The organism is Chryseobacterium sp. FH2 (genome assembly GCF_001045455.1).
Taxonomy (GTDB): domain Bacteria; phylum Bacteroidota; class Bacteroidia; order Flavobacteriales; family Weeksellaceae; genus Chryseobacterium.
Genome location: NZ_LFNE01000003.1, coordinates 196,796 through 221,552 on the forward strand (window position 1 = coordinate 196,796; position 24,757 = coordinate 221,552).

Annotated in this window: 17 protein-coding genes; 15 read left to right on the plus strand and 2 right to left on the minus strand. The window is 34.8% G+C overall.

Annotated features, from left to right (window positions below; all coding sequences use genetic code 11):
* Nucleotides 1–7: 7 nt before the first annotated feature.
* The 3 genes from ACM39_RS06035 to ACM39_RS06045 all read left to right on the plus strand — a co-directional run bounded on the left by ACM39_RS06035 (nucleotide 8) and on the right by ACM39_RS06045 (nucleotide 2,086).
* On the plus strand, nucleotides 8–976 hold the full coding sequence (locus ACM39_RS06035) for a hypothetical protein (RefSeq protein WP_228377064.1): 969 nt from the start codon (nucleotides 8–10) through the stop codon (nucleotides 974–976).
* A 41-nt stretch (nucleotides 977–1,017) separates the two neighbouring features.
* Nucleotides 1,018–1,632 (plus strand): deoxynucleoside kinase, encoded by a 615-nt coding sequence (locus tag ACM39_RS06040; RefSeq protein WP_048510133.1) that lies wholly within the window; start codon nucleotides 1,018–1,020, stop codon nucleotides 1,630–1,632.
* A 103-nt stretch (nucleotides 1,633–1,735) separates the two neighbouring features.
* Nucleotides 1,736–2,086 carry an ArsC/Spx/MgsR family protein gene (locus ACM39_RS06045; RefSeq protein ID WP_048510134.1) on the plus strand — a complete coding sequence of 117 codons (351 nt, stop codon included), beginning with the start codon at nucleotides 1,736–1,738 and terminating at the stop codon, nucleotides 2,084–2,086.
* A gap of 57 nt (nucleotides 2,087–2,143) precedes the next feature.
* Here the strand turns inward: ACM39_RS06045 and ACM39_RS06050 are convergent, their stop codons facing one another.
* Both ACM39_RS06050 and ACM39_RS06055 read right to left on the minus strand, forming a co-directional pair.
* Nucleotides 2,144–2,449: a DUF493 family protein gene (locus ACM39_RS06050; protein ID WP_048510135.1), complete on the minus strand. Its 306-nt coding sequence runs from the start codon at nucleotides 2,447–2,449 to the stop codon at nucleotides 2,144–2,146.
* 41 nt (nucleotides 2,450–2,490) lie between these two features.
* A complete protein-coding gene (locus ACM39_RS06055) occupies nucleotides 2,491–3,168 on the minus strand; it encodes a DUF4197 family protein (protein WP_048510136.1) in 678 nt (225 codons plus the stop codon).
* A gap of 375 nt (nucleotides 3,169–3,543) precedes the next feature.
* Between ACM39_RS06055 and ACM39_RS06060 the strand changes: the two genes are divergently transcribed.
* The 12 genes from ACM39_RS06060 to ACM39_RS06115 all read left to right on the plus strand — a co-directional run bounded on the left by ACM39_RS06060 (nucleotide 3,544) and on the right by ACM39_RS06115 (nucleotide 24,741).
* Entirely contained in the window at nucleotides 3,544–6,387 is a 2,844-nt protein-coding gene (locus ACM39_RS06060; RefSeq protein ID WP_048510137.1) for a SusC/RagA family TonB-linked outer membrane protein, read from the plus strand.
* Nucleotides 6,388–6,390: 3 nt separating this feature from the next.
* Complete coding sequence (locus ACM39_RS06065; RefSeq protein WP_048510138.1) at nucleotides 6,391–7,857, plus strand: RagB/SusD family nutrient uptake outer membrane protein; 1,467 nt, start codon at nucleotides 6,391–6,393, stop codon at nucleotides 7,855–7,857.
* 76 nt (nucleotides 7,858–7,933) lie between these two features.
* A complete protein-coding gene (locus tag ACM39_RS06070) occupies nucleotides 7,934–9,322 on the plus strand; it encodes a glucoamylase family protein (protein ID WP_048510139.1) in 1,389 nt (462 codons plus the stop codon).
* Nucleotides 9,323–9,474: 152 nt separating this feature from the next.
* On the plus strand, nucleotides 9,475–10,182 hold the full coding sequence (locus ACM39_RS06075; RefSeq protein ID WP_048510140.1) for a prolyl oligopeptidase family serine peptidase: 708 nt from the start codon (nucleotides 9,475–9,477) through the stop codon (nucleotides 10,180–10,182).
* A 64-nt stretch (nucleotides 10,183–10,246) separates the two neighbouring features.
* Nucleotides 10,247–12,574: a beta-glucosidase BglX gene (gene bglX / locus ACM39_RS06080; RefSeq protein ID WP_048510141.1), complete on the plus strand. Its 2,328-nt coding sequence runs from the start codon at nucleotides 10,247–10,249 to the stop codon at nucleotides 12,572–12,574.
* 115 nt (nucleotides 12,575–12,689) lie between these two features.
* Nucleotides 12,690–13,091 (plus strand): hypothetical protein, encoded by a 402-nt coding sequence (locus ACM39_RS06085; RefSeq protein WP_048510142.1) that lies wholly within the window; start codon nucleotides 12,690–12,692, stop codon nucleotides 13,089–13,091.
* Between the two features lie 164 nt (nucleotides 13,092–13,255).
* Entirely contained in the window at nucleotides 13,256–14,683 is a 1,428-nt protein-coding gene (purB, locus tag ACM39_RS06090) for an adenylosuccinate lyase (protein WP_048510143.1), read from the plus strand.
* Nucleotides 14,684–14,735: 52 nt separating this feature from the next.
* A complete protein-coding gene (locus ACM39_RS06095) occupies nucleotides 14,736–15,698 on the plus strand; it encodes a WG repeat-containing protein (RefSeq protein ID WP_048510144.1) in 963 nt (320 codons plus the stop codon).
* A gap of 28 nt (nucleotides 15,699–15,726) precedes the next feature.
* Entirely contained in the window at nucleotides 15,727–19,431 is a 3,705-nt protein-coding gene (locus ACM39_RS06100) for a phosphoribosylformylglycinamidine synthase (protein ID WP_048510145.1), read from the plus strand.
* A 371-nt stretch (nucleotides 19,432–19,802) separates the two neighbouring features.
* Nucleotides 19,803–21,293: a hypothetical protein gene (locus tag ACM39_RS06105; protein ID WP_048510146.1), complete on the plus strand. Its 1,491-nt coding sequence runs from the start codon at nucleotides 19,803–19,805 to the stop codon at nucleotides 21,291–21,293.
* Nucleotides 21,294–21,303: 10 nt separating this feature from the next.
* A complete protein-coding gene (locus ACM39_RS06110; RefSeq protein ID WP_048510147.1) occupies nucleotides 21,304–22,206 on the plus strand; it encodes a hypothetical protein in 903 nt (300 codons plus the stop codon).
* 12 nt (nucleotides 22,207–22,218) lie between these two features.
* On the plus strand, nucleotides 22,219–24,741 hold the full coding sequence (locus ACM39_RS06115; RefSeq protein ID WP_048510148.1) for an Hsp70 family protein: 2,523 nt from the start codon (nucleotides 22,219–22,221) through the stop codon (nucleotides 24,739–24,741).
* Nucleotides 24,742–24,757 lie beyond the last annotated feature (16 nt).

Consider the following 24,757-nt stretch of genomic DNA (forward strand, 5'->3'; position numbering starts at 1 on the left):
ATGTAAATTGCCAACATTCTATATAGGAAAGTTACTTTTACCAAGAGAAAATTTGAGATTATTATATTTTATATTTGTTTTTATTTTCTGCTCATTTTCTGCGCAGAAAGCCCTTCCTTTAGATAGTTTAAAGCTAAAGGAAGCTAAAGATATGTTTGCTGATGATTACGGCAATTTATATATTTATAAAAATAAAGATTTCAGTTTTACGAAATATGATTCTTTGGGAAGGCAGATTGGAAAATTAATGGTGACTGTTCCTTTTAAAATCCAAAATGTTCAGAATCCTTTGAGTGTGCCCTTATTTTCAGAAAATGCTCAGGAAATGAAGTTTGTGGATCAGAATTTTAATGAAATTCAAAAAGTAGATTTTAAGCAAAAATTTGGGTTTATCAAAATGGCATATGCAGAAGATCTGCAGCAATTATGGCTGTTGGATGAAAGTACAAAACGCCTTATTCAGTATAATTTCAGGAACGATACTACCATTAATTCTTATCCTTTCGATGCAAGTTTTGATGATTTGACAGATCTTTTGGTGTATGAAAACAAGGTATACATTTTGACGAGAAAACATATCAGAGTTTATACTTTAAAATTCGAGAAAATTTTTGAAGCCGAGATTCAAAATGGTAAACGATTCAGAAGAGAAAATGATGTGATTTTGGTCATAACTAATAATTCCATCATAAAATATATTCCGGGAAAAGAGATGGTGAAAATTCTGGAGGATCCGGATGCACAAATTGTGGATAAAAACAACCTTTCTTATTTTGAAATCAAAGCCAACAACCTTTATCTTTACAGCCTCGAAAAGAAAAAAGAAATTAAACAGCAAACTGAACCTGAAACTAAGGATAAACCTGTAGAAAATTCGGAAGAAAAATCCCAGGACGGCTCTGCAGAAAAATCTGAAAACTTTGATATGCTGAAGCTTTTTGAAGAAATTGGTGAGGTTCAGAAATTGGGTGTTTAATCTTTATAATTAATCAATAAATATTTTAAGGAGAAAAAAATATGCATATTGCGGTTACAGGAAACATTGGAGCAGGAAAAACTACGTTGACGACCATGCTTTCCAAGCATTACGGATGGGATGCCCAGTTTGAAGATGTAGATCATAATCCTTATCTGGAGGATTTTTATGCGGATATGAGCAAGTGGAGTTTTGCATTGCAGGTATATTTCTTGGGAAGCAGATTCCGTCAGGTAAAGGAAATCAGGGAAAGTGGGAAAAATATTATTCAGGATCGTACGATTTATGAAGATGCCCATATTTTTGCGGAAAACCTTAATGATATGAATTTGCTTTCAGATCGGGATTTTAATAATTATTCTTCCGTGTTTAATTTGATGAAATCTTTTGTTTCTGCACCGGATTTATTGATTTATCTTAAATCTGATGTGCCGAATTTAGTAAAAAAAATCTACAAGAGAGGGCGGGAATATGAGGCTTCCATCAGTATCGAATATCTTTCTAAGCTTAATCAGAAATATGAAAAATGGATTTCAAATTATACGGAAGGGAAACTTTTAATAATTGAAGTTGATGATTTGGATTTTGTAGAAAAACCGGAGGATTTTGGGTTTATTCTGGAAAAAATAGAAGCTGAACTAAATGGCTTGTTTTAACAATTAATTATCATAAGTTTTATTTTTTGTAACTTGATTTATGATTAAATTTGTTATGAATAAGATGAATTAATTTTTATTGTTTATTAAATTATAATTAAAAATGTTGGTTAAAGTTTTACATAACGGGAACTGTTCAAAATCAAATGCTGTTTTAGAGTATTTGGATGAAAACGGAGTGGCATTTGAGATTATAAATATTATCGAAGATCCACTTAGTATTTTAGAATTGAAAACGGTTTTGAAAAAGCTTAATCAAAGTGTTTTTCATATCATCCGTAAAACTGAGAAGCTATATTTGGAAAAATTTGCAAATAAAAATTACTCTGAAGAAGAATGGTTGAAAATTTTATCTGAAAACCCTTCTTTGATTCAAAGACCAATTTTAATAAAGGGTTCTGTTGCTATGTTGGGAAGACCAATTGAGAACGTGAAATTTTTTATTGAGAAATAAAAAAATAAATATAAAAAATAAATAAAAAAAGTCAGCTTTATGCTGACTTTTGAATTTCTACAATAGAATTACTCCTTCTATTTTTGCAACTTCTTTATAAATATTAACTACCTGATTGGCGTCTAATACAAATGCATTAATGTTGCAGGCTGTATATTTTCCGTTTTTACTTTCACGGTTTCCCAGAGTAAATTTTATACCGTCAAAAACTCTGTAGATTTCAGTTAGTTTAGACTGATCCGTTGGAATAATAAATTTAAATAAATAATCTTCCGGAAAATCATGGTGATCTTCCAGTTTTTCCTTTAAAGAATTATAAAAATCTTCAGGACTTGCATGTTGATTTCCTTGTAATATATCCATCTGCGAATTCTAAATTATATATAAAAATAATGAAAATTTTTCTATTTTCCAAGTGGACCGAGAAGTGATCTGGAGTTCTGAATTTCGTAATCTTCAATAATATTAAACATTCCGTTTACCAATTGTTCAGAAGCAAGTTGACTCAAGCCTCCTGAGTTTACGGTTGTTGTATTTCCTCCAAAAAGGCTTCCTAAAAGATTATTCCCGGATAAAGCGGTATTAATGCTTTTCACAATACCATATTGGTTTAGTTGTTCGTCTACTTTCGGAGCAATTGCAGCAATTAATTGTTGAGATGTTTTTTCTTTCAGAATCAGGGTGGCGGTTCCTTTTTCTCCCTGGATAATTCTCGTAACGTCTTGTGCATTTAGACTGTTAACAGCATTCACCAGAATTGGTTTTGAAATATTTACAGTATAAACGGCAGCATCAGCTATATATGCTCTCTCTTTAGCCACCAGAGACGGGGCAACTTTCTCTAACATTGAGTTGATTTCCCTCAATTGTTTCGGAAGTGCTTTATCAACCATATTGTTTTGCAGGAATGCGTCTTTATTACTATAAACGTTAACCCCTTTGTCAATACCGTTTAATAAAAGTTTTTTGATAATAGATAGACCCAAATCTGTAGTAGCTAGGGTAGTGCAAGAGTTAACCGTTGTTGTAACAACAGCTCCTGTACCAATAACTAAAGCTGCTGCGATGATGTATTTTTTCATTTATATTTCTTAATCTTTATACTTTTCAAATAATGAACCAAAGTTAACCACTAAAATCTGTTTAACAAAATATTAGTGGTTGACCTGTTAATTTGGGAGTCAAATTATTAAAATGTATGTAAAAACGATTACATTTTTTTTATTTAAAATTCGATTAATATTAATAAAATGCTATTGAATTGTGTTTTTTTTACTTTTTTATTTGATGATTTATGTTTTTTTAGAATTTTTATGAAAGATTAACTATATTACATATATTTTTATAATTTTGGTTAATGTCTTTTTTTGAGAAATACATTGTAACTTAAAATAAGGCATTAAAAAAGGTTCATCAGACCTATCTAAATTTGATTGTACGAAATAAAATTAAACTATATGAAACAAAGTGATTTAAAGTATTCATCACTCATTGCTGTTTTATACTTCGGTATGAATGTCAATGCACAGACTACACCGGCAGACACTGTTCCTAAAGAACAGAAGATTGAGGAGGTAGTGATGATTGGATATGGTAGCAGAAAAAAAGTAGATAATACTACATCTATTAGTTCAATCAGCGCTGAGGAAGTAACTAAAACTAAGGTTTTAAACGCTTCTCAGGCAATTCAGGGTAAAGCAGCAGGTGTACAGGTAATTGCATCTGATGCTCCAGGTTCTACGCCTACTGTAATGATTAGAGGTTTAGGAACGGTATTGGGAGGAAGAACACCATTATATGTTGTTGACGGTATGTTTACGGACAACATTAATAACATTAACTCAAATGACATTCTTACCTACGATATATTGAAAGATGCAGCAGCTTTGGCTATCTATGGTAACAGAGCAGCAAATGGAGTTATTATTATTACTACAAAATCAGGTAAAGGAAAGCTTAATGTATCTTATGATGGTTTAATTGGGATCAGGACTCCTTTGAAAACTATCAAAATGGCAAATGCATCTGAATTTGCAAATTATAACAATGCGGGTAAAACCAGTACTTATTTGAATCCAAATCAGCCATATGATACTGATTGGTTTAAAGAAATTACAAGAACAGGTATTTATAACCAGCATAATGTTGCAATTTCAGGGTCTTCTGAAGCTGCAAAGTATTTTTTGAGCTTAGGTAATTACGAAGAAGAATCCATTCTTAAAGGAACTAATTATAATAGAACTACAGTAAGAACTAATAATGAGTTTAGAATTACTAAAGGGATTAGATTAGCTCAAACTTTAAGTGCTACTTTTACGAATGATACACCTAAATCATTTGGTGCTTTTACAAATGCTTATAAACAATCTCCATTAGTTCCAGTGTATTATCCAAATGGTCAATATGGTCAGCCAATTTATGATTCAAATGGTAATATTAGCTATACAGGAGGACGTTTTAATAATGTAGGAAACCCAGTAATGCAGCTTGCATATGATAATCAAAAGGGGAAAAACTTTTTATTGCAAGGAGGTTTAAAACTAGACATTGATATTTTTAAAGATTTAAAATTTACATCTCAATTTAGTGGTGAGTATAATAATTATAAATATTATAATTTTGTAAACTCTAAAGCTTTTTGGTTAGATAGTGATCCTACAAGAGTTGATAGTGGTTATGATCCAACTTTACCATTAACAAGATTGACAAATAAAAATCAAAATTATTACAACTGGCTACTTAATAACTATTTAACATATACAAAAAAAATAGGAAATCACGATATTGAGATTGTAGCAGGAACGGAAACTTCAGTGTCAAACGGTCTTGAGACTTTGGTAATCAATAGAAAAAATGTTCCTGTTTCACAAGATTATTGGAATCTTGATGGAGTTGACTATTATGGTAATTTGTTTAGTGATAATACAACAAAAGCTATTGAATCTGTAAAAGGTAACAGAAATACAACCTTGTCTTATTTTGGCAGACTTCAGTATAAATTTATGAATAGATATTTACTAAGCGGAACTATTAGAAGAGATGGTTCTTCTCAGTTTGCTGAAGACCGTAGATGGGGAACATTTCCTTCATTTGGAGCAGGTTGGATCATTTCAGAAGAGGATTTCTTGAAAGGAGGATTCTTTAATCTATTGAAGCTTAGAGGAGGTTGGGGTAGACTAGGTAATCAAAAAGTACCTTTAAATTATTTACCACTTTCTTCTGGAGCTAGTTACAATTATGGATTTGGAACTTCACCAGTAAGTAATGGAGTTACAGTTAATCAAGGGTACGATCCAGAATTAGGATGGGAAGTTACAGAAGAGACTTCTTTAGGATTGGATTTTGGAATTCTAAATAATAGATTGACTGGTACTTTTGATGTTTATAACAGAAAAACAAACAATCTTATTTTGGGGGTTGTTCCATATTTGTCAACAGGAATTTCTGATGTGAATTATTCACATATGGGAAGTGTAGAAAATAAAGGAGCTGAAATAGGTTTAAATTGGTCTGATAAAGTTGGGGAAGATTTTACGTATTCAATTGGTGCAAACTATTCTTATAATAAAAACAAACTTGCTAGTATAGACCTTTCAAAACCTGTTTCTCAAATTATAGGAGGAAATTTAGGTAATGGTATAGATACAAAACTTTTCAATGCTTCATCTGTAGGATATGCATTAGGAAGTTTTTATTTATATGAGATAGATGGGTATGATGCAAATGGTAATTTGAAGTTTAAAGATTTGAACGGTAATGGAGTTACAGATGGAGGAGATAGACGTTTCTTTGATTCTTATATTCCAAAATCAACATTAGGTGTTAATATTTCCATGTCTTACAAGAATTGGGATTTTGCTCTTAATGGCTATGGAGCCTTTGGATTTAAAGTTTATAATGGTAAAAAAGCGCAAAGAAATGGTGGTGAAAATGTGGAAGCTTCTGTAGCAAATGATTTCTGGACACCAACAAACACTAATGCTGCAAATCCAGTAAACCCATCAAACATTCCACTTGCATCTAATTTCTACTTAGAAAGCGGAGATTATTTCAGAATTAATAATATTTCAGTAGGCTATACATTTAAAAATGTAACAGATTATATGAAATCAATTAAGCTTTATGTAAGTGCAATTAATCCTTTTGTATTCCAGAAATACTCTGGATATTCATCAGAATTATCAGGATATAATCCTGCAGATCCTACGGCAGAAGGAAATCCATATCAACGTGCAGGGATAGAGTTAGATGCTTATCCTACATTGAGATCTTTTGTATTTGGTGTTAACCTAAATTTTTAAAAAATGAATAAGAAATATATCATAGCAGCAGCATTTTTAATTTTAGGAGCTGTTAACCAAAGTTGTAGTAATGACTTTATTGATGTGTCACCTACAGAAAAAGTTCCTGAATCTGCATTTGGAGAACTATATAATAATAATGAGGGCGCAAACAGTCTAGTAACAGCTATTTATGCTAAATTTTTAGATTGGAATATGAGCACATTTGCTTGGATTGGTGTGACATCTATCGTTTCTGATGATGCAGATAAAGGTTCTAGTCCTAGCGATTCTGGTTCCGATAAAGATATTTTAGATGCTTTAAATTTTACAGCCGCAACTCCTTCATTTAAAGAGTTGTTTGCTTCTAATTATCAAGGAATTAATAGATGTAATCAAGCCTTAAAGTATCTTCCTCAATTGGATAAAGCTGATCCAGAATTACGCAAAAGATTAGTGGGAGAAGCTAAATTTTTGAGAGCTTTTATGTATTTTACTTTGGTTAGATCTTTTGGAGGTGTACCATTAGTAGATCATGTTCCTGTAACTGGGGTTGAAGCTGATAAAGTAATGACGCTTACAAGAAAAAGTAAAGAAGAAATTTACGCTTTCATTGAGCAAGATCTTAAAGATGCAATAGAAGCACTTCCTAATAAATCTGCTTATGGTGGAAGTGATGTAGGTAGAGCGTCTGTTGGAGCTGCTCATGCTTTATTAGCAAAAGTTTATTTATATCAGAAAAAATGGCAATTAGCTGTAGATGAATGTAATTTAGTATCAGGTTATTCATTAACTCCTAATTTCCAAGATATTTATAAAGTTTCAGGAGAAAATAATGCAGAATCCGTATTTGAAATCAATGGTACAGGAGGAACGGCAGGAAGAGCAATTCAACAATATAGTCAAGTACAGGGAGCCAGAGGAACTACAGGCTGGGGCTGGGGATTTGCAACTCCAACTCAAAGTTTATATGATGCTTATTCTGCAACAGATACGAGGAGAGACGCTACAATTATCCATAGAGATATGACTTTATATGATGGATATTATGTAGGTCCTAACACTGAAAACAAATTTTATAATTATAAAGCATATTCTTCAAGTTACAGAGACCAGGCATCTACAGACGTAAACATTCGCTATTTAAGATATGCAGAGGTTCTTTTAATGAAAGCTGAAGCAATGAATGAACTAGGTCAAACTTCTGGAGCAATTCCTTTCTTAAATGAAGTAAGAAACAGAGCAAATATCGGAAATACTCCGGCTGTTTCTCAAGCAGATGTAAGAGCAGATATCTGGGAGCAAAGAAGACTGGAACTGGCTTTTGAACACGACAGATGGTTCGATTTAGTAAGGACAGGCCAGGCTCAGGCTGCAATGGCTGCTGATGGTGGAAAAGTTTTCAAGGTAGGAACTCATGAGGTATTTCCTCTTCCGCAAGACTTTATCATGGAAGCCGGCGGATTATCAGCTCAAAACCCAGGTTATTAAGATTTAATCATAAACTTTAGAGGAGAATGAAAGTTCTCCTCTTCTTTTAGGGATGAATTTTAAAAATATTTGAATTATGAAAAGGATAGTACTATCAATTGCGGCGGTGTCACTATTTACCGTTTCTTGCAAAAATTCTCAAAATGCGATGCAGGAAGTTTCTCAAAAAGAAATAGTAAAAAGCAATATTACAGACGAACAATTAATGGATAAAGTTCAGAAAGATGCTTTAAAATATTTTTGGGATTACGCAGAACCGCACTCAATGTTAGGAAGGGAGCGTTATCACGAAGACAATATTTATCCTGATAATGATAAACACGTTGTAACAACAGGAGGTTCTGGATTTGGTTTAGCTACAATTCTTGTGGGAGTGGAAAGAGGATTTGTTCCTAGAAAAGATGCGGTGAAAAGACTGACAGCCATGATGGGCTTCTTAGCAAAAGCGGATCGTCATAAAGGGGCTTGGTCACATTGGATCAATGGAGAAACAGGGAAAACTGTTCCATTTGGAAAAAAAGATAATGGTGGAGATTTGGTAGAAACCGCATTTTTGACTTCAGGGATTTTGATGGTTCGTGAATATTTCAAAAATGGAAATGCAGAAGAAAAAGCTCTTGCTAAAAAATGTGACGAGCTTTGGAAAGGAATTCAATGGAACTGGTATACAAAAGGTGGAGAAAAAGTTCTTTATTGGCATTGGTCACCGGAATATCAATGGGAAATGAATTTTCCTTTGGAAGGTTATAATGAATGCTTAATCACTTATATTTTAGCCGCTTCATCACCAACGTATCCAATTGATGCCGAGACTTATTACAAAGGCTGGACAAGAAATGGATCTTACCTTTCCGATAAAGAAAAATATGGACTTCCAATGTATGTAAAACATAATGGAGCAGAGGAATATGGAGGGCCGTTATTTTGGGCTCATTACTCATACATCGGTTTAGATCCAACGAACTTATCTGATAAGTTAATCAAAAATTACTTTGATTTAAATAAAAATCAAGTACTTATTGACTACAAATACTGCGTTGAAAATCCAAAAGGATGGAAAGGTTATGGTCCAGACTATTGGGGGTTGACGGCTAGTTACTCAAGAAACGAGAACGGAAGTGTTGGTTACAATGCTCACTTTCCACAAAATGATCACGGAGTAATCACCCCAACTGCGGCTTTAAGCAGTTTTCCGTACTCGCCAAAAGAATCTATGGATTTTCTGAGATTTATTTATACTCAAAAACCCGAATTTATTGGTTCTGCAGGACCTTACGATGCAACTTCAATCAATTATAATAATTGGACAACTCCAAGATATTTGGCAATCGATCAGGGAACAATTGCTCCGATGATTGAAAATTACAGAACAGGGTTTTTATGGAAATTATTCATGAATGCTCCTGAAATTCAGCAAGGATTAAAGAAACTAAGCTTCAAATCTGAAAAGTATAATATTAATTAATATTTTTTTTAGGAGCTATTTCCCGCTTTCCGCTGTATCTTTTTTGTTACGGCCTGCGCTTTGCTCCGGCCGCAACAAAAAAGGATGCCGCTTCAATCGGGGCTAATAAAATAATCCATACAACTAAAGCCAAACAAAACCTAAATATTAAAATGAAATTAAAACCAAGCCATTTACCCCTTTTACTTCTGCCATTTTCATTGAGTTTACAAGCTCAGGAAATCAAGGCAGAATTAAACAAAGAAATTAAAAGACAGGAAAAAATTTCCTATGTTCTCGATTATCCTCAAAAAGTAAAAGGCAATGTTCCTTTAATCATATTTCTTCACGGTTCGGGAGAAAGAGGAAATAACCTGGAAGCCGTAAAAGCGCACAGCCCTTTCACGTATAAAAATCTGATTAAGGAACCTGTTGCAATTTTAGCGCCTCAATGTCCTGAAAATACTTGGTGGGATACGGTTACCGTTTATAATTTGATTAAAGAAATTCAGAAAAAATATAAGATCGATGCTTCCAGAATTTATCTCACAGGACTCTCAATGGGAGGCTGGGGAACATTAAAGCTGGCAATGGAGCATCCTGAAATGTTTGCTGCCGTGGTTTCAGTTTGTGCACCTACTGACAGGGTTATGTATGCGAATATTGATCAATATAAAGATTTAAACATGAAAATTTTTCATGGCGGAATGGATGATGTAGTTTTACCGGAAAATGCATTTAATTTTTACCAAAAACTTCATCCTGTAAATCCAGCCGCAGAATTGACGGTTTTTCCAAATGATAATCATAATTCATGGGATTCAGCTTATTCAAATCCTGCATTATATGAATGGATGTTGTCTAAGAGGAAAGAAAAATAGTCAATTTTGCATCTAGCCAGAAATTAAAATAAAACAGAACTATAATTTGTAAGAAGATAGATTTATGAAAAAGTTAATTGTAATTGCAACTTTAGCCCTTGCGCCGGTATTTTCGGCACAGGAAATGGTAACCAAACCCGTTCAGTCTTATCAGACGGCTCAGTATCAGGCTAAAAAGAAAGCTTTTGTAGATAATCTTTTGTCGAAAATGACGTTAGATGAAAAAATCGGGCAGCTGAATTTACCAAGTTCAGGCGATTTTACTACAGGTTTGGCTAAAAGTTCCGATATCGGAAAAAAAGTTGAACAAGGTTTAGTCGGAGGGCTATTCAATATAAAAGGAGCTGATAAAATCAGAGCCGTTCAAAAAGTTGCCGTTGAAAACAGCCGTTTGAAAATTCCTTTAATTTTCGGAATGGACGTGATTCACGGTTACGAAACTACTTTCCCGATTCCGTTAGGTTTAGCGGCTTCCTGGGATATGAATTTGGTTCAGCAGTCTGCAAGGGTTGCAGCTAAAGAAGCTTCTTCTGACGGAATCAACTGGACCTATTCTCCAATGGTGGATATTTCCCGCGAACCAAGATGGGGAAGGGTTTCTGAAGGTTCTGGTGAAGACCCGTATTTAGGAAGTGAAATTGCTAAAAACATGGTTTATGGTTATCAGGGAAAAGATTTGTCTATTGGTAACACGATTTTAGCTTGTGTGAAGCACTTTGCGTTGTATGGAGCTGGCGAAGGAGGCAGAGATTATAACACGGTTGACATGAGCCACGTTAGAATGTTCAACGAATATTTTCCACCTTACAAAGCGGCCGTAGATGCCGGAGTAGCTTCTGTGATGGCCTCTTTCAACGAAGTGGACGGGGTTCCTGCAACTGGAAACAGATGGTTACAGACAGAAGTATTAAGAAACAAATGGAACTTCAAAGGTTTTGTAGTTACGGATTACACAGGTATCAACGAAATGGTTGACCACGGAATGGGAGACCTTCAACAAGTTTCTGCTCTAGCTTTAAAGGCGGGGATTGATATGGATATGGTGGGTGAAGGGTTTTTAACAACTTTAAAAAAATCTTTATCCGAAGGAAAAGTTACTCAGGCAGAAATTGATACAGCAGCAAGAAGAATTCTTGAAGCAAAATATGATTTAGGGTTATTTGATAATCCATATAAGTACGGAGACGCAAAATTAGCGGCAAAAGAAGTTTTCAGTATGGAAAACAGAAATATTGCAAGAAACGCTGCAGCTCAGTCGATGGTTTTAATGAAAAATGACAACCAGGTCCTTCCTTTGAAAAATTCAGGGACAGTTGCGGTTATCGGACCATTGGTGAACAATTCACTAAACATGGCTGGAACTTGGAGTGTTGCTGCTAAACATGAGAAAGCGGTTAATGTAATGCAAGGCCTTCAGGCGAATTATGGGAAGAACGTGAAATTCCTTTCTGCTAAAGGAGCAAATATCGATTATGATGCAAAATTAGAGGATATCTACGCAGCTCACGGTAAGAAAACTGACAGAGATAGCCGTTCAAAAGAAGAATTGTTAAAAGAAGCAGTTGAGGTTGCCAATAAAGCAGACGTTATTGTTTTAGCTATCGGAGAATCTGCAGAAATGAGCGGAGAATCTTCTTCAAGAACTGAAATTACGATTCCTCAGTCTCAGGTAGATTTACTGAATGAATTAAAGAAAACCGGAAAGCCAATTGCAATGGTGCTTTTCACAGGCCGCCCGTTGGCTTTGACAAATGTAAAAGATACTCCTGATGCTATTTTGAACGCTTGGTTCGCAGGTTCAGAGGCTGGAAATGCAATTGCTGATGTTCTTTTTGGAAAAGTAAACCCTTCCGGGAAATTGCCGATGACTTTCCCAAGAAGTTTGGGGCAGGTTCCGATTTATTATAATGCTAAAAATACAGGCCGTCCATTAGATCAGGCTTTAGTTGATAAATGTGAATATCAAAGATTCCGGTCAAATTATATGGATGAGTGTAATACCCCGTTATATCCGTTTGGGTATGGATTGAGCTATACGAAATTCAACTATTCTGATATTACGGTTTCTAATGCCAATCCAAAAGGAAATCAGGCAATCCAGGCTTCAGTTACTGTGACGAACTCTGGAAATTATGATGGAGCCGAGGTTGTGCAGTTATATATCAGAGATATGGTGGGAAGCATCACCAGACCGGTAAAAGAATTAAAAGGATTTCAAAAAGTGATGTTGAAAAAAGGGGAATCTAAAAAGATTACTTTCGATATCACTCCTGAAAGTTTGAAATTCTACAACGGAGATCTGAAGTATGATTGGGAACCAGGAGAATTTGATATCATGATCGGTACAAATTCCGAAGATGTGAAACATTCAAAAATCAACTGGACAAAATAAAATTTCATAAGCCACTCGTTTTGAGTGGCTTTTTTTGTATCTTAGAATAATATAAACTTATTACCATGCTTTTGGCATAATTTTTACCAAACTCAAAACTATTAATATTATAAACATGAAAAAAACTATTTTATTCAGCGCAATGTTCCTGGGTTCATTGGTTTTCGCACAGAAAGTTGGCGGAGACAGAGATGTTCACGGATGTATCGGATCGGCAGGTTATACCTATTCACAAATAAAAAATGATTGTGTAAGGGTTTTTGAACAGAAAATTAAACTAAATGAAGTGAACTCTGATAAAAGTTATACTTCAATGACGGCAGTCATTTTCAGCAAAAACATGAAAAAAGCTGAAATTTTTATTCCTGATGGAAATGCAAAAAGCATTATCCTTGACAGGCAAGGAAAAGGGAAAATATGGAAAAGTGGCAGCTATATTAAAGAAACCTATGTTTTAGTTCCCTACAAAAAAACAGGCTACCAAATTAAAAAAGATGATGTTGTAATCTATCAATAAAAAGAAAGTCATTCGAAAGAATGACTTTCTTTTTATTGATAGATTTGCCGTTGCATATAAAAGCGGGATAACATTAAAAATATTTGAGTAAAAATCAATAAAACAGGATTTTTATCTCTCGTTTAAAAACCCTATTTTTGCATATCTAAAAAGTAAAAGAAAGAATGAATTCCTACAAAAATCCATTGGAAGAGCGCTACTCCAGTGAAGAAATGTTATTTAATTTCTCACATAATAACAAATTCCAGAATTGGAGAAAACTTTGGATTGCTCTTGCTGAAATCGAAAAAGACCTTGGCCTTGAAATAACAGACGAGCAAATTGCTGAATTGAAAGCTAATGCTGAAAATATCGATTATGATAAAGCTGCTGAATATGAGAAGAAATTCCGTCACGATGTGATGGCTCACGTTCATACGTATGGTGATGTGGCGCCGTCAGCGAAGGGAATTATTCACTTGGGAGCTACTTCGGCTTTTGTAGGAGACAATACAGATTTGATTCAAATCCGTGACGGGCTTTTAATTTTAAAGAAAAAGTTGGTCAATGTGATGAAAAATCTTTCTGATTTTGCGATTCAGTATAAAGATTTACCGACTTTAGGGTTTACCCACTTCCAGCCGGCTCAGTTGACAACTGTTGGAAAAAGAGCGACACTGTGGTTACAAAGTTTGGTTCTTGACATCGAAGAGCTTGATTTCTTCTTAGAAACATTGAGATTCAGAGGCGTAAAAGGAACTACGGGAACTGCTGCGAGTTTTCTTGAACTTTTCAACGGAGATTATTCTAAAGTAAAACACTTAGATAAAGAATTGTCGAAAAGATTCGGTTTTGAGAAAGTTTTCGGAGTTTCCGGACAGACTTATGACAGAAAAATTGATGCAAAAGTGGTAGCTTTATTGGGAAATATCGCTCAATCAGCCCATAAATTTACTAACGATTTACGTCTCCTTCAAAATCTTAAAGAAATTGAAGAGCCGTTCGAGAAAAACCAAATCGGTTCATCGGCAATGGCTTACAAACGTAACCCGATGAGAAGCGAAAGAATTGGAGCATTGGCAAAATACGTGATGTCTTTGACGACAAGTTCTGCAATGGTCGCTTCCACACAATGGTTTGAAAGAACTTTGGATGATTCTGCCAACAAAAGATTAACCATTCCTCAAGCTTTCTTAGCTGTTGATGCAATCTTATTGATTTGGAATAACATTATGAACGGAATCGTAGTATATCCAAACAGAATCAACAAGCATATTATGGAAGAGCTTCCTTTTATGGCGACAGAATACATCATTATGGAGGAAGTGAAAGCCGGTGGCGACCGTCAGGAAATCCACGAGGTAATAAGAGTCCACTCGATGGAAGCGTCTAAAAAAGTAAAAGAGGAAGGTAAAGAAAACGACCTTATCGAAAGAATTTTAAATGACGATTCATTAAAATTAGATAAGTCAAAATTAAAAGAGGTTCTAGACCCTAAAAACTTTATCGGTTTTGCACCCATTCAGACGGAGGAATTCATTGCCAATGAAGTTCAGCCTATTTTGGATGTGAATAGAGATTTGATAGGATTAGAGGCTGACCTTAAAGTATAATTATCGATATGCAGTCTTTTCGGCTGCATATTCTATTTTTAACCCAGTTACCATGAACAAAATACTTTTAATAGTTTTATTGATTCCAATGCTTTCGTTTTCTCAGCAAAAGGAAGTTTTAAAGTATTTCAAATCAAAAGATTCCTTGGTAGGGATTAAAAATAGAGAGGGAAAAATTATCATTCCCGCACAGTTTAAAGTGTTTTCATATTTGAAGGATGGAGAGTTAGTCAAAGAGGAAACCATTTATTTTGATGGTTCCAAAAAAGACGAACAGAAAGAGAAAAATGCTTGGGGATATGTTTACGACAGAAATGGAAATTTCCTGTACAGACCTTTCTTTTACGACAACGGAGCAGATTATTTCTCCGAAGGTGTAAGAAGATTTGTCAAAAATGGAAAAGTCGGTTTTGTAGACAGAAACGGAGCAGTTGTTATTAAACCTGAACATGATTTTGTATCACCTTTTAATTATGGTTATGCGGCATTTTGTGACGGTTGTGACTGGGAAAAAACTGAAGACGAACATAAAGCAATCGTTGGCGGGACTTGGGGCGTGATGAATTTTAAAGGAGAGTCTGTTAAACCTGTTTCAAAGTCCGGAATTGCTGTTGAGGTTGGAGCAGAGTATTATCCATATCCATTCAGTTACAATGAAAAAGAGGAGGCTATTCTTCAGTTTTTCAGGAAACAAAATAAAAAGCTTTCAGAATTGTATTATGTAAATCATTATACTCAATTATCTGAAAATGAAAAGAAATTATTTTTTGAAATTGTGGAAAGGCCAAAAGAAAATTTCCCATTTTATCAGATAAACACTTACGATTACAGGAAAGTGGAAGCAGGATTATCGTATGATTTTAAATTTTTGGTATCAGAAGACAGAACAAAAACGTATGCTCTGGATTATGATAAAGAAAAGATTCCTTTTGAAAAATGGCTTAAGAGAGAAATAAAAAAAGCGAAACAATTTCAAAAAGAGCATCCCGATAATCCGAATAAATTAAGTAAATAAGTCTAATAATATTAATATCTGACATCTAATGTCTCAAAACAAAAGAATTTTCGTAGAAAAAAGAGGAATTTTCGATGTGGAAAGCCCCAAAATTTTTGATGAAGTAAAGGCGGTGGTTCCGTCTATCCAAAGCGTAAAGGTGTATAATGTTTACGATATTTTCGGGTTAAACGACGGTGAATTCGAAAAGGTGGTAAACAGCACTTTCGTAGACCCTGTTACCGATATTTTAATCGAAGAAAATCCTGCTCAGGGAATTCATTTCGCATTAGAATTTCTACCCGGGCAATACGACCAGCGAGCGGATTCTGCGCAGCAATGTATCGCTTTATTGACTGAAAATGAGAAATCTAAAGTAAGAAGCGGAAAGCTCATCGAGTTTGAAGGCGTTTCCGAATCCGATTTGGCAAAAATCAAAGACCTTCTCATCAATAAAGTAGAATCTCAGGAAAAAGATTTATCTATTTTGGATATTCCTGCGGAAGAAACGCCGTCAAAAGTGATTGTTCACGATAATTTTATTAACTATACAACTGAACAGCTGACTAACTTCTATAATTCTCACGGTTTTGCATTAGGTTTGGATGATTTGAAATTCATTCAGGAATATTTTAAATCGGAACAGAGAAATCCTACGGAAACCGAACTGAAAGTTTTAGATACCTATTGGAGTGACCATTGCCGTCACACAACGTTTGAAACGGAGTTGTCAAATATTGAATTTGAAGGACAGTTTAAACATACATTGGAAACCATTTTCAATGATTATATCGAAAAAAGAAAATTTTTAGGACGTGAATTGAAACCAATTTCCTTGATGGATTTGGCAACAGTTTGCGGAAGATATTTCCATAAAACAGGTCAATTGGAAAACCTTGTTGTTTCTGATGAAATCAACGCCTGTACCATCCAAATCGAAGCTGAATACGACGGTAAGAAAGAACCTTGGTATTTATTGTTCAAAAATGAAACGCACAACCACCCGACAGAAATTGAGCCTTTCGGTGGCGCTTCAACGTGTTTAGGTGGCGCCATCAGAGACCCTTTGTCCGGGCGTTCTTTTGTTTTCCAGGCGATGAGATTGACAGGTGCGGCTGATGTTTTAGAGTCAGTTGACAAAACTTTACCGGGCAAATTACCTCAAAAAACAATCACAAAGCAGGCGGCGAACGGATATTCTTCTTACGGTAACCAAATCGGTTTGGCAACTACAATGGTTTCCGAAATCTATGATGAAGGCTACAAAGCCAAAAGAATGGAGGTTGGTTTCGTTGCAGGAGCGGTTCCTGTAGATTGGGTAAGACGTGAAAAACCTGAAGCTGGCGATTCTATCATCATTTTAGGCGGTGCAACTGGTCGTGACGGCGTTGGCGGAGCAAGCGGAAGTTCAAAAGAACAGGACGAGACTTCGATTCACACGATGAGTTCTGAGGTTCAGAAAGGAAATGCGGTTGAAGAACGTAAAATCCAGAGATTATTCAGAAATCCCGAGGTAACGAGACTGATTAAAAAATCAAATGATTTCGGAGCAGGAGGTGTTTCAGTTGCTATCGGGGAAATCGCTGATTCTTTGGAAGTTAATCTGGATGTTTTACCTTTAAAATATGAAGGTCTGAACGGAACCGAGCTTGCCATTTCCGAATCTCAGGAAAGAATGGCGGTTGTGGTCGAACCAAAAGATAAAGAACAGTTCATCAAATTCTGTGAAGCTGAAAATATTGTAGCTGTTGAGGTTGCAAAAGTGACAGATTCTGGAAGAATGCAGATGTTCTGGAAAAGCGATAAAATTGTTGACCTTTCAAGAGAATTCCTCGATACCAACGGTTGTTCTAAAAGTCAGGAAGTTAAGATTACGCATCTTAATGAAGTAAAAGAAGAAACTCAATCATTCAACGAAGAGAATTTCTTGAAAATTTTAGGTGATAAAAATGTTGCTTCTCAAAAAGGTTTGTTGGAAATGTTCGATTCTTCTATCGGTGCGACTACGGTTGCGATGCCTTTAGGCGGAAAATATCAGCAGACTTTGATGGAAGGAAGTGTTCAGACCTTGCCAATCATCGGAGCAAAAAATATTGAAACGGTTTCTTTGGCGAGTTGGGGATTTGATGCGGATATTTCTAAGCAGAATTCTCTGTTGGGAGCTTCTTACGCTGTGGTAGAAAGTGTTGCCAAAATCGTGGCGATGGGCGGTGATTATAAAAATATCAGATTCAGTTTCCAGGAATATTTTGAGAAATTGGGTCAGAACCCTGAGAAATGGGGCAAACCTTTGGCTTCTCTTCTGGGAGCTTATGATGCCCAAATCAATTTCGGTTTAGCGGCAATTGGAGGTAAAGATTCGATGAGTGGAACGTACCATGATTTGAATGTTCCGCCAACATTGATTTCTTTCGCTTGTGCCAACGGTGACAAGAAAAATATCATCTCTCCGGAATTCAAAAATTCAGGAAACAAAATCTATTTCTTCAATCATATCGCTCAGGAAAACGGACTTCCAAATTATGATGCCTTAAAAGCAGTTTTTGAATTTATTTTCGAAAATATAAAAGCCGGAAAAATCGTTTCTGTGAAAACAGTGAAAGAAGGCGGTGTTGCAGTTGCTTTAGCAAAAATGAGTTTCGGAAACGGATTAGGCGCTGACATTTCGACTCCGCTCAATGTGACAAATGCTTTATTAGCGAAAAATATCGGCAGCTTAATCATCGAATCTAAAGAGGAATTAAGCTCTGTAAATCTTCAATTGATAGGTGAAGTTAAGGATTCAAATATTATCAAAATTAATGATACTGGATTTGCGATTGAGAAATTAGTAGAAGCAAACACAAGCACATTTGAGAATCTTTTCCCAACGATAGAAAAGGAAAAAATAACGGTTGAAATTGATTCGACATTAAACTCAATCAACCCGCGACATATTATCATAAAAAAACACGGAATCGCTCAGCCGAAAGTATTCGCACCGATTTTCCCGGGAACGAACTGTGAATACGATACATTGAACGCTTTCGCTAAAGAAGGTGCTGTTATCAGCAGTTTGCCATTAATTAATATCAATCATCAATTGCTGGATGAAAGTATTGATGCCTGGGTAGAAGAAATTAGAACTTCTCAGATTTTAGCATTCTCCGGAGGTTTCTCCGCGGGTGATGAGCCAGACGGTTCGGCGAAGTTCATCGTCAATGTGTTGAAAAACGAAAAGATGAAAAATGCGGTTCACGAATTACTGGACAGAGATGGGATGATTATCGGAATTTGTAATGGTTTCCAGGCGTTAGTTAAGTCAGGATTGTTGCCATACGGAAGAATCAAAGATTTGGATGAAAATTCTCCAACGTTGGCTCACAACGCCATCAGAAGACACATTTCTCAGATGGTGAACGTAAAAGTGGTCAATGACGAATCGCCTTGGCTAAAAGGAATGAAAGACCAAGTTTTCACAATTCCAATCTCTCACGGTGAAGGTCGTTTTATAGCTTCGGAAGCGGAAATTCAGAAGTTGTATGAGAACGGACAGATTGCAACGCAGTATTTAGATTTAGACGGAAATATCGCTCACGGAATGCCGTTCAATCCCAATAATTCATTGTTTGGAATTGAAGGAATTACCAGTCCGGACGGAAAAATCTACGGCAGAATGGGACACCCGGAACGTTTTGCAGAAGGTTTGATGAAGAATATTCCAACTGCGAATTATCACAATATTTTTAAAAATGGAGTGGAATACTTCAAATAAGAAATAAAGAAATATTGTATAATTTTAATAAAAACTTTACATTTACAAGCAAATAATTTGACTTAATGAACTAAAAATATTAAAAACATATAATTACAGCGTTTCGCTTTAAAATTTCCTGAATCTGAAAGGTCGAAAATTTCAAATACCACAGGGAAAGTTAAAAGAGGAAATGTCTACGGTAAAGCGTGGGCGTTCCTTTTTGCTTTGTGGTAAGGACTTCGACCTCCTCAGATACGAGCAAAAGGAATTAGCCCACGTTGTTATTTAGCCTTGTAGCTAAATTAACAAGTAATTTTATTAGTGTTTTACGGAAAACCGTAATCAACAACAAAAAAACAGATTTAAATTGCCATACCGTAGAAATTGATATGAAATTAATTATACAAAATCCATATAGAGTTATAGGTATTCTTTCCGATGCTTCTGCAAGAGAAGTTCAGAGCAGAAAAGGAAAAATTTCCGCTTATGCCAAAGTAGGAAAAGAAATCACTTCTGAATATGATTTTCCTTTTCTAACTCCGTTACAAAGAAGTAGTGCTGTTATTGACAACGCTTTTTCTGATATTGAGCAAAATCAAAACAAAGTTACTCATTCCTTATTTTGGTTTATCAATCTGAATCCAATTGACAATACCGCAATTCAACATTTGATAAGTGGAAATAAGGAGAAAGCTATTGAAATCTGGAAAAAGCTAACCGATGAAAAAGAAATTAATTCCAAAAACTATTCGGCTTTCAATAATATCGGAACACTTTATTTATTGGACAATTCCAAGGAGAAAATTAAACAGGGAATTACAGTCAAAATCAAACTGATTGAATCCGAAAATTTTAAGGATTTTGTCCATACAGTCGCTGACGAAACTTTTTCTATTGATACCAATAAGCAAATTGAACTATTTGTAGATGAAATATTGCTACAATTGAAAAATAAATTTTCCACTGCGGAAACAATGGGTTTATTCAGCAATTGCAATGGAACATCTCAAAAATATCTCTCTAAAAAATTTACCGAAGAGCCGATTCATAAAATTGAAACGCAACTTGAACAAACGAAAAATAAGCGTAAAGATAATAAAGGTAATGCCTATCGTTTTGGAATAGATTTACATAATAATGTAAAAAATGAACTGTCACTTTTAAAATCTATTTTGGGTGCAGGTAATTTGCAATACAAAATATCGGCAGATAATGTAGCAAAAGAAGTATTGCAGTGTTCGATTGATTATTTCAATGAAAGTCAGGAGCAGGAAAAAACTGGTAATTATCTTCAGGAAGCAATGAATTTGGCAAAAACAGCAGAAGCATTAGCTGTAAATGTAGCCACCAAAGAAAAAATCAGAGAAAACATTCACACTCTCGAAGGGATGAAAGACCAAGAACTTTCAAAAGCAATAGAAGTTCTAAAATCAATAAAAAATCTATATGAAAGTAATAAAGCAAAAATAAATGCTGATATTCTATCAACTCCTTTAGGCTATAACCAATCTATCAATTGGAATAAAGTAAACCAAATGATAGAAAATTCTATAAACTGGGATAAAGTTGTTGAGTTAGTTAAGGATGTCATTCCATCAAGAAATATTGATAAAATTAAAATTTCAAGTGAGGCTATTAAAATTACAGAATATAAATCTTTAGTAGATTTTTTACTAAGCAAATTAAATTACTCTCAGAAAAATCAGGTTAAATATATATGCTATTGGAAAACAATTACTACGACAGCACCTGTTTTAGGGAAACCAATAAATACATATAAACCAACACCTACAACAAGTAATTCAAGCAATAATAATGGATGTATCTATTGGATTGTTGGAATTATAATCTTCATAATTCTTCTACGGGCGTGTAATTAAAAAAATAACAATGAAAAAAATAATTCTCTTACCAATTCTCTTTTGTACAGTTTCACTCTTTGCCCAACAAAAAGTTGAAGCACAAAAGCAACAGCAAGAAATTGCTACATTAAAACAAAAACTGAACAATCAACAGTCTGTAATTAACCAACAAAAGACAGAGCTGGCAAATCTTTCCATAAAAACAGAAAACCAGAAAAAACAGATTGATAGTCTAAAATCAGAAACAAAAAATAATGTCCAAAATATTCAGACAATTGCAGACGATTTAGGCACAAAAATCCAACAAACGGAAACCACAGCAAAAGACAGTATTTCCAAATTGGATAAGGATGTTAGCCAAAACCGTTTGTATTGGATTATTGCCACTTTGGCAACCTTGCTTTTGGGTGGAATTATTTATTGGTTGTTAGGCAAACGTATTGCCATCAGTAAAACGGATGTAGAAACCCAAATCAAAAACACCAAAAAGTCTTTGGAAGAAGAGAGCATCAAATTGGATAGCAAATTAGTTGAAGTTTTGGAATCGCAATTAAAATTGAAACAAGAGGAAAAACAAATTATTTCAACCCATTCCAATAATGAAATCGACCATTCATTAGCATTGAAAGTAGCGGATGAAATTATCCGTATTCAAAAGAACTTACAGCAAATGGATGCGAATACAAAAGGATTAAAACAACTCTCAGCTTCTGTAAAAAGAATTCAAGATAATTTTGCTTCCAATGGCTATGAATTGGTAGAAATGTTAGGCAAAGAATACAATGAGGGAATGAAAGTCATAGCCAATTTTGTTCCAAGCGAAGATTTAGAAACAGGCAAACAAATCATTACAAGAATTATAAAACCACAAGTAAACTTTAAAGGACAAATGATACAATCCGCACAAATAGAAGTAAGTGTAGGAGAATAAAATATAATAATTATGGCAAGAACAAAAATAGACTACGGTATCGACTTAGGTACGACCAATTCTGCAATTTCAAGAATTGAAAACGGAGAAGCTGTTATTAAAAAAACAGACACGCTTAAAGACACAATGCCCTCTTGTGTTTATATCAATAAGAAACAAGCCATCCAAGTTGGTGATAGTGCATATAATGCACTTAAAAGAGATAAATTAGGGGCTATGAAAAATTGGGATGATAGTGATTCTAATTCTTTCATTGAGTTCAAAAGAACAATGGGAACGGATAAAAAATATTTCAGTTCTAACTTGGGTAAAGAATTGAGTTCGGAAGAATTATCCGCCGAAGTATTAAAAACATTGAAATCGTTCGTAAAAGATGAAAATATAAATGCTGTTGTGATTACTGTTCCGGCTGCATTTGGTAATAATCAAAAAGAAGCCACACGTGAAGCTGCAAAATTAGCAGGATTTAATCATATAGAATTGCTGCAAGAACCAGTTGCGGCTGCAATGGCTTACGGTTTGGACAGTAAAAAGAAAGACGGCTTTTGGTTGGTTTATGACTTTGGCGGTGGAACTTTTGATGCGGCTTTACTGAAAGTGGAAGATGGAATTATGAAAGTTGCCGATACCGAAGGAGATAATTATTTGGGTGGAAAAAATCTCGATTTAGCTATAGTTGACGAAATCATTTTGCCATATATCGAAAATAATTATGCGATAGATTCTATTTTGGAAGATGACAACAAAAAGCAAATTTTGCGTAATGCAATGAAATTTTACGCAGAAGAAACCAAAATAAAATTATCATTTAATGATTCTCACAACATACTTTCTGATTTAGGTGATATCCCAGGAGAAGATGACAATGGAGAAGAATTTGAATTAGATATTACCGTTACACAAGCCGATATGGAAAGAGCTTTAGCTCCAATTTTCCAAAAAGCTATTGATATTTGTAAGAACCTTTTAAAGCGAAACAACTTACAAGGTTCTTCTTTAGATTCGTTGATTTTGGTTGGAGGTCCTACTTTTTCGCCAGTTGTCAGAAAAATGTTGGAACAGCAAATTTGCAAACCCGACACAAGCGTTGACCCGATGACGGTGGTTTCCAAAGGTGCTGCATTGTATGCTTCTACGGTCGATATTTCGGAAGAAATCAAAGAACAAACGAGAGATAAGTCCAAAATTCAAATCGAAATCGGACACGAAGCATCAACCGTTGAGTTGGAAGAATTTGTAACACTGAAAATTTTGGTTGACAAAACCGAAGGAGCAATTCCTGAAAAAGTATTTGCCGAAATCACAAGAAGTGACAAAGCTTGGTCAAGCGGAAAAGTGGAAATCAACGAAATCGGGGAAGTTATCCAAACACAATTGATAGAAGGAAAAACCAATGGTTTTGAAGTTACTTTGTTTGATGACAAAGGAAATATTTTAGAAAGCGAACCAAAAGAATTTACGGTAATTCAAGGTTCAAAAATTGGTAATGCAACTTTGGCTTACAATATCGGAATTGAAATCAAAAAACGAGAATCTGGAAAAATTGTTTTTGAAACAGTAAAGAACTTAGAAAAAAACAAATCAATTCCAACAGTAGGAACACGAAATGGATTAAAAACACAAAAGCAAATCCGTCCCGGAATGGATGCTGATTTTATTAAAATCCCAGTTTTTGAAGGTGAACACGAAGCAGATGGAACAAGAGCCATCTACAACAACCACGTAACAGATATTATCATTAGCGGAGCGGATTTACCTGCATTATTGCCTGAAAATAGTGATGTTGATTTAACTGTAAATGTAGATAGGTCAGAAAAAATTACAGTTACTGCATATTTCCCTTATTTGGATTTTTCTTTTGAAGCTACTGTAGAAAGAACCGTTCAATCTGTTGAGACCAATTGGCTTTCCAATGAAATCCGTAAAGCAAAAGGAAGTATTGAAGAACTGAAAGACGAAGGAATAAGCAACGATAAAGTTCGAAAAGCCGAAGCCGAGATTGCTGAATTAGAAAAGAAATTTGAGAACAGCAAAAATGATGTGGACGGTAAGCAAGAAGTTTTGACCAATCTTAGGAAAACGCTTAAAACCATTGACGAACTAAGCGAAACCACGGAATGGCCAAAATTAGAAGAAGAACTAAAAGAGGAATTTTACAGATTAGAGAAAGCCAATAAAGATTTAGGAAATGACCGTTCTACGCAGGTTGTCAATCAATTACGTAGTCAATTGGAAGAAGTTTTGAAAACACAGGACATTAAATTAGGTAAAGCATTGGCAGAAGAAATACATTCTGTATTTTTCCAAATGACCTTAGTGTACCAATTGATTAATTTCATTAGGCAACATAATCAGCATTTTGGTTCATACCATTGGAAAGACAGCAACAGAGCAAGACAATTATTAAACGAAGGCTTGCAACAAATCGGAGAAAATCCCAACACAGATGATTTGCATCCGATTGTTGTTGACTTAATCAATTTATTACCAAATGATGAAAGACCAAGTGGAGACGATTCTGTTTTGGTAGGATAAAAACTAAACTAATAAT